Origin of the sequence: Geminocystis sp. GBBB08 (genome assembly GCF_016743215.1) — a bacterium.
Classification (GTDB): Bacteria; Cyanobacteriota; Cyanobacteriia; order Cyanobacteriales; family Cyanobacteriaceae; genus Geminocystis.
Window position 1 is genome coordinate 1 of sequence record NZ_VRZC01000190.1, and the last position, 6,586, is coordinate 6,586.

Consider the following 6,586-nt stretch of genomic DNA (forward strand, 5'->3'; position numbering starts at 1 on the left):
ACAGAGACGATCGCATCTTCTGAAGAGGAATATATAGAAATAGCCGTCAGATTGGGTAATGATTCATCCTATCGAGAGGAAATTAGAGAAAAAATTAAAGCTAATCACCATCGAGTTTATGATGATTTAGAATGTATTAAAGCCTTAGAAGAATTTTATCTTCAGGTTTCTTGTGAAAATAATTGATAGACAAATATTTTTAATTTTTCCTCTGTTATCAAGATTGAAAATAACTAAATTTTTTCAACTAATAAATATAAAAAAGTTTCTAATTTGATAATAAAATTGATGATTTCTTCCGTAGCTTCTGCCTTTGTTTTTTCTTCTGAAGTAATTAAATTTATGGGTTGAATTTTTAACCAATGAGCGACTAATTCTTCAAAGGTTTGAGGTTTTTCCCATAATGGTAATAATAATGCCGATAAATTACAGGAAATCTCAACAGGTGCGATGGTAGGCAGAGTAATATATTTACTTATTTCCCAAGAATTTTGTTTCTTAATTGTGGTTAATAAATCATCTTTTATGGCAGAAGATTTTAACTGGGGATGAAGTTGTATTTTCGCCTGTTGCCAATCTTTTTGATCCCATGTTGATAAAGATTTAAAACTATTGAAACTATTGTCATGAATACACCAAAAATCAATTAAACGATGAATAGGATTAAGTAATTCAAAAAAATGTAACTTTTCTTCTTCAAAAGCGTTTTCTAAGATCAATTCCCATACTGTCGGCAGATTATTTCGATCATTAAACAAATTGCTAATATCCCAATGTCGCCAATTAGTCATAGTTAAAAATTGTAATTGAGATGCTTGTAAAATTTCAAAGATCTGAGGAATAGTATAACCTTTATCATTTTGAATTAAATAATTCATTAAAACAGATTGTTTAGTTTTTTCTGAAGTGAAATCCACGTTATTATCATTAAAAATTCCTCCAACAATTTTTTTCAACAAAACATCAGATTTGAGATTTTTCATTGTCTCGGCTACAACCGCTATTTCAAAATCTTGAGGATTATTATCAAATAAACCTAAACAGCGAAACAATTCTTGAGAAAGATAAAAATAAAATCTTTGATAATAACTATGAAAATTACCATGAATAATTCCATCAGGTTTTAAAACTGATTTTAAAGCACTTAAACTCTTAATAGGATCATCACAAAAATAAAGAACATCTTCACAATTTATATAGTCATATTCATAATTTAATTGCTCAATATTTTCCATCGGTAGTTGATAAAATTCAACATTTTCAAAATTGTAAAATTTAAGTCTTTGTTGAGCAACATCTAAGGAATTTTGAGACAAGTCGATACCAATAATTTTAGCTTCAGGATTTGCAAAAGCTAAATTTAATGATGTCCAACCACTACCACAACCTACATCTAAAATAACTTTATTTTTGGTATTAATTATTTTTTGATGGCAAAGATAATAAGGAGTTACTAAATTATGAATAAAAAGGGAATTATATTCATTCTCAGGGGATTTTTCAAGAGGTATTTTGGGATAGGGTAAACTATCATACTGTTGTTGAAGTAAATTACTAAATGCTTCATTCATTTTTGTCTATGATCAGTGAAAATATGATAGTAAAACTTACAGGCTACTGGATAATTGAAAATTAGCGATTAATGTAGTAAGCCTTAAAAGGCTTGTGGATAGATGGCTTTAGCCATTACTACCAACTTGATTTATAATTAATCATCCAAACTTGATATTAATGGTTATGAGCAATTATCCCTCTTAAACATAAATTTCAAAGCTAACAAATAACGTCCATTAAAATGAATTAAGTACCAGTGCAAAATTAATTGTATATAGGTAAGGGGTTTAAACCCCTTGTTATCATAGATTTGAGAAAAACAAAGGGCATCGATTAATTTTGCGTACTTACTTATGAAAAAATATGATTTAACTTGAAGAATGAAACAGCCGTGGGGGTGGAAGTGATTTGTTTTTGTTCATTTATTAACCCCACTACAGTTATTTAGCTGCGGCTAATTCCCTTTCTTTTGTTTCTTTGATCACTTCGTCAGCTACGTTTTTAGGACAAGGTGCATAATGATCAAATTCCATAGAAAATTGACCACGCCCTGAAGTCATGGTTCTTAAGTCTCCGATATAACCGAACATTTCACTTAACGGTGCTTCGGCTTTAATTCTTACACCCATAGGAGTTGTATTCTGAGATTTGATCATGCCACGACGACGATTAAGATCCCCAATAACGTCTCCCATGTGATCTTCGGGTGTAAATACATCTATATTCATAATAGGTTCTAATAACTGAGGACCGGCTTTAGGTATGGATTGACGATAACCGGCACGAGCTGCAATTTCAAAAGCGATCGCACTAGAGTCCACTGCGTGGAAAGCACCATCAGTTAAAGTAACTTTGAGATCAACACAAGGGAAACCAGCTAACACACCTTTGACAATACTAGCTTGAAAACCTTTTTGTACGGCTGGCCAAAATTCTCGAGGAACGTTACCACCTGTAACTTTAGACTCAAATTGAAAACCAGTACCGGGTTCGCCTGGTTCAATGGTGTAGTCGATACGTCCAAATTGACCAGAACCACCAGATTGTTTTTTGTGGGTATAGCTATCATTAATTACTTTAGTGATCGATTCACGGTAAGCTACTTGAGGTTTACCAACTTCTACTTCAACACCATGGGTACGTCTAAGGATGTCAACTTTAATATCGAGGTGTAATTCACCCATTCCTTTAATAATGGTTTCGCCACTTTCTTGATCGGTTTCCACATAAAAAGAAGGATCTTCTTGTACCATTTTACTGAGGGCAAGACCCATTTTTTCGTTACCACCTTTATTTTTTGGTTTGATGGCGATGGAGATTACCGGATCGGGAAATACCATTGGTTCAAGGGTTGCTGGTTTATCAGGATCGCAAAGAGTATGACCAGTTTGAACGTTTTTCATCCCGACAATAGCAATAATGTCACCAGCTTGAGCGGAGTCAATTTCGATGCGATCATTAGCGTGCATTTCTACAAGACGGCCAATACGGTCAGTTTTGCCAGTAGCTGTATTTAATACCGTCATACCTTTACTTAACACTCCTGAGTAAATACGGGTGAAAGTTAAAGCCCCATAACGATCATCCATAATTTTGAAAGCTAAAGCTCGTAAAGGTTCATTCGGATCAACTTTCGCAAATTCACCAGTTTCGTTACCTTCTATATCAGTAATAGGCTGAGGATTCACTTCGGTAGGATCAGGTAAATAGTCCACAACACCATCTAATATTAATTGTACCCCTTTATTTTTGAAAGAAGAACCGCAATAAGTAGGAAAGAAAACCAGATCACGGGTACCTTTACGAATACAACGTTTAATATCTTCAATAGCAATTTCTTCTCCTTCAAGATATTTTTCCATTAAGTCATTATCTTGTTCTACCGCAGTCTCGATTAACTGTTCACGATATAATTCCACATCGTCTTTCATGTCTTCAGGAACATCTTGAATAATGTAATTAGTAGGATCACCAGAATCATCCCAAATCCATGCTTTACGGGTGAGAAGATCAACAACTCCCTTAAATTCAGTTTCAACACCAATAGGTAACACCATGACTAAAGGAGTCGCCGCCAAAATTTCTTTAACTTGCTTGACAACACGGAAGAAATCTGCTCCCGTGCGATCGAGCTTATTAACATAAATAATACGAGCTACTTTAGAATCGTTTGCATAACGCCAATTAGTTTCTGATTGAGGTTCAACCCCACCAGAACCACAAAATACACCGATACCACCGTCAAGTACTTTTAAGGAGCGATATACTTCAATAGTAAAGTCAACGTGTCCGGGAGTATCGATAATGTTAAATTGATAATCTTTCCAGAAACAACTTGTAGCGGCGGATTGGATGGTAATACCTCTTTCTTGTTCTTGTTCCATGAAGTCAGTGGTAGCTGCCCCCTCGTGTACTTCACCAATTTTGTGAATTTTACCAGTTAATTTGAGGATTCTTTCAGTGGTAGTAGTTTTACCTGCATCAACGTGAGCAAAAATGCCTATATTTCTATATTTACTGAGATCTTTTGTCATAATAAGTGTTTCTATATTTGTTAAACGAGTCAGAATTCATCGGATTTTGAAAAATGATTCTGAGATGGAGGAAAGTGTGGCTATAATTCAACAACACTAGCTTTTAGAATTTATCATATTTCTAGGCACGAAAATTCTTTTTACATTTACTTATCATAGATTATTGTAACAAAATGTGAAAGAGTTATTGCTCATGAACAATCAAGAATGAACAATTAACAATAAATAGATAAAAAGTAAATTAAATTACTTGACAATTAGAAATTCCACGACAGAAGAAAATCATAAAACTAGCTCAAATAAAAGGTTTCATTTTAATCTAGGATTTTGACACAAGACGATCGCCAATTCAATAGCAGAAATCATACTGTTAGGTTCGATCTGGATAATTATTACTGGCTTGTTACCATAAAAATTTCGTCATAGGTGCAGTGACAATACCATCAAATTTACCTTGTAACCCTAAAGCCACGTCTTAACCTATCTGTTACTAATTATTTATCACATTTTAAAATAAAATAAAAATGTATTGAAAATTAATTTAGATTTTGCTATAATCTGAATTAAGAAACAAAAAAAGGATTTAAGTGATTATATAGCAGAGAACAAGTTGGTTAAGACATTCTCAAACTTTGAAACTTATCAACAGTAAGGATTTTCCTTCTGTCTCCACTAGAATGCCTCCTGCAGAATGCTATACCCTTAAAATACATATCGAAAGCAATAGTCAATTTGTTTCTTGAAGTACCATTTGGTACAAAAAATTAGAAAATTCATCATTGATCTTAAAATATCTATGGCTATAACTTTAAAGGGTTTGTTTGACACACCCGGTACGGCTTTTCGTGTCCAAGTAATCGGTAATTTAGCTTATGTCGCTGATTTTGATAAAGGATTACAAATTCTCGACATCACCAATCCTGCCGCACCTATCCTCAAAGGAACTTTTGATACTGCCGGGGAATCGAGAGGTGTTCAAGTAATAGGGAACTTAGCCTATGTCGCTGATCAACTTGCGGGGCTGCAAATCATTGATGTCAGTAATTCGGCCGCACCATTTTTAGTCGGCACTGTAGATACTCCGGGTAATGCTTATCGTGTACAGGTAGTCGGAAATTATGCTTATCTAGCAGATGATACTACAGGACTGCAAATCATTGATGTGAGCAATCCAGCTACCCCCACGATCGTTGGTAGTGTTCAAACTCCAGGACAAACAAGAACTGTGGAGATAGTAGGTAACAGAGCTTATGTCACAGACGGTACAGCAGGACTGCAAATTATTGATGTCAGCAATCCGACTAATCCCACAATCATTGGCACTTATGATACTCCAGGCACTGCTAACAGTATTCAGATCATAGGAAATTTAGCCTATGTAACGGATCAAGATAAAGGACTACAAATTCTCAACGTCAGCAACCCAGCCGCCATCACTTTAGTCGGCAGTGTTGACACCCCCGGCACTGCAAGAGGCATTAACATAGTAGGAAACTATGCTTACATTGGCGATGGTAGTACTGGAGTGCAAGTTATCAATATCAGTAATCCGGCCGCACCCACTATCGTTGGAACTTTTGATACACCCGGCACAGCCAGAGGAGTGGATGTTGCTGGTCTCTACGCCTACGTTGCAGATGACGTTGGGGGGGTACAAATTATTGATATAAGTTATTATGATAACTCCGTCAGCACCACAGGGCAAATAGATATTATTGACAGTGGCAATGGAAATGACACCATCACCAGTACCTTTGCCAACCTCCAAAATGATATTCTTAATGGTGGTGCTGGTACCGATACTCTAGTTATTAGCGGTGGAAGCAGTAGCAATTCTATCTCCATTGATGCCAATAACGCTACTAATCAAATTTTAGATCTACTAGGTACATCAGCAGTTAAGTTTGAAAACTTTGATTTGAGTGGATTTGCTGGTACTTTGAGCTTTTTAGGGCTTGCTACTAATGATTGGGTTAAAGGTGGTGCCGGAAGTGATGATATAACTACTGGAGCTGGGAATGATTACCTCGATGGAGGAGCAGGTGCAGACTTATTAATTGGTGGTGCAGGTAATGATACTTATGTGGTAGATAATGTGGGAGATATTGTTGCTGAAGGTTTAAATAACGGAACCGATACCGTTATATCTTCCATCAATTACACATTAAAAGTCAATGTAGAAAACCTCACTTTAACAGGTAGTGCCATCAATGGTACGGGCAACAGTCTCAACAATATCATTACTGGTAACGCCAATGCTAACCTTCTTAATGGTGGTGCCGGTAACGATACCCTTGATGGTGGGGCTGGTGTTGATACCTTAATTGGTGGTATTGGTAACAATACTTATATTGTTGATACCACTACTGATAAAATTACCGAAGCGGCCAACGCCGGAACAGATATAGTCATATCTTCTGTTACTTATAGTCTCGCCTCTCAAGTCAATATCGAAAACCTAACTCTATCAGGCACTGGGGCCATTAACGGCACTGGAA

The 6,586-nt window shown here is 35.7% G+C and carries 3 protein-coding genes and 1 pseudogene; 2 read left to right on the forward strand and 2 right to left on the reverse strand.

The genetic code is table 11. From position 1 onward, the window contains the following. Positions 1-186, forward strand: a 186-nt coding sequence (locus FWJ34_RS17120; protein WP_308256557.1) for a hypothetical protein, incomplete at its 5' end; no start/stop codon positions are given. 47 nt (positions 187-233) lie between these two features. On the opposite strand, the gene FWJ34_RS17125 is transcribed toward FWJ34_RS17120, so the two are convergent. Both FWJ34_RS17125 and fusA read right to left on the reverse strand, forming a co-directional pair. Then, positions 234-1,571 (reverse strand): class I SAM-dependent methyltransferase, encoded by a 1,338-nt coding sequence (locus FWJ34_RS17125; RefSeq protein WP_308256558.1) that lies wholly within the window; start codon positions 1,569-1,571, stop codon positions 234-236. Positions 1,572-1,994: 423 nt separating this feature from the next. Then, positions 1,995-4,088: an elongation factor G gene (gene fusA, locus FWJ34_RS17130; protein WP_308256559.1), complete on the reverse strand. Its 2,094-nt coding sequence runs from the start codon at positions 4,086-4,088 to the stop codon at positions 1,995-1,997. Positions 4,089-4,884: 796 nt separating this feature from the next. On the opposite strand from fusA, the pseudogene FWJ34_RS17135 reads away from it, so the two are divergent. Continuing rightward, positions 4,885-6,586: pseudogene (locus FWJ34_RS17135) on the forward strand (hypothetical protein); the annotation flags it as partial.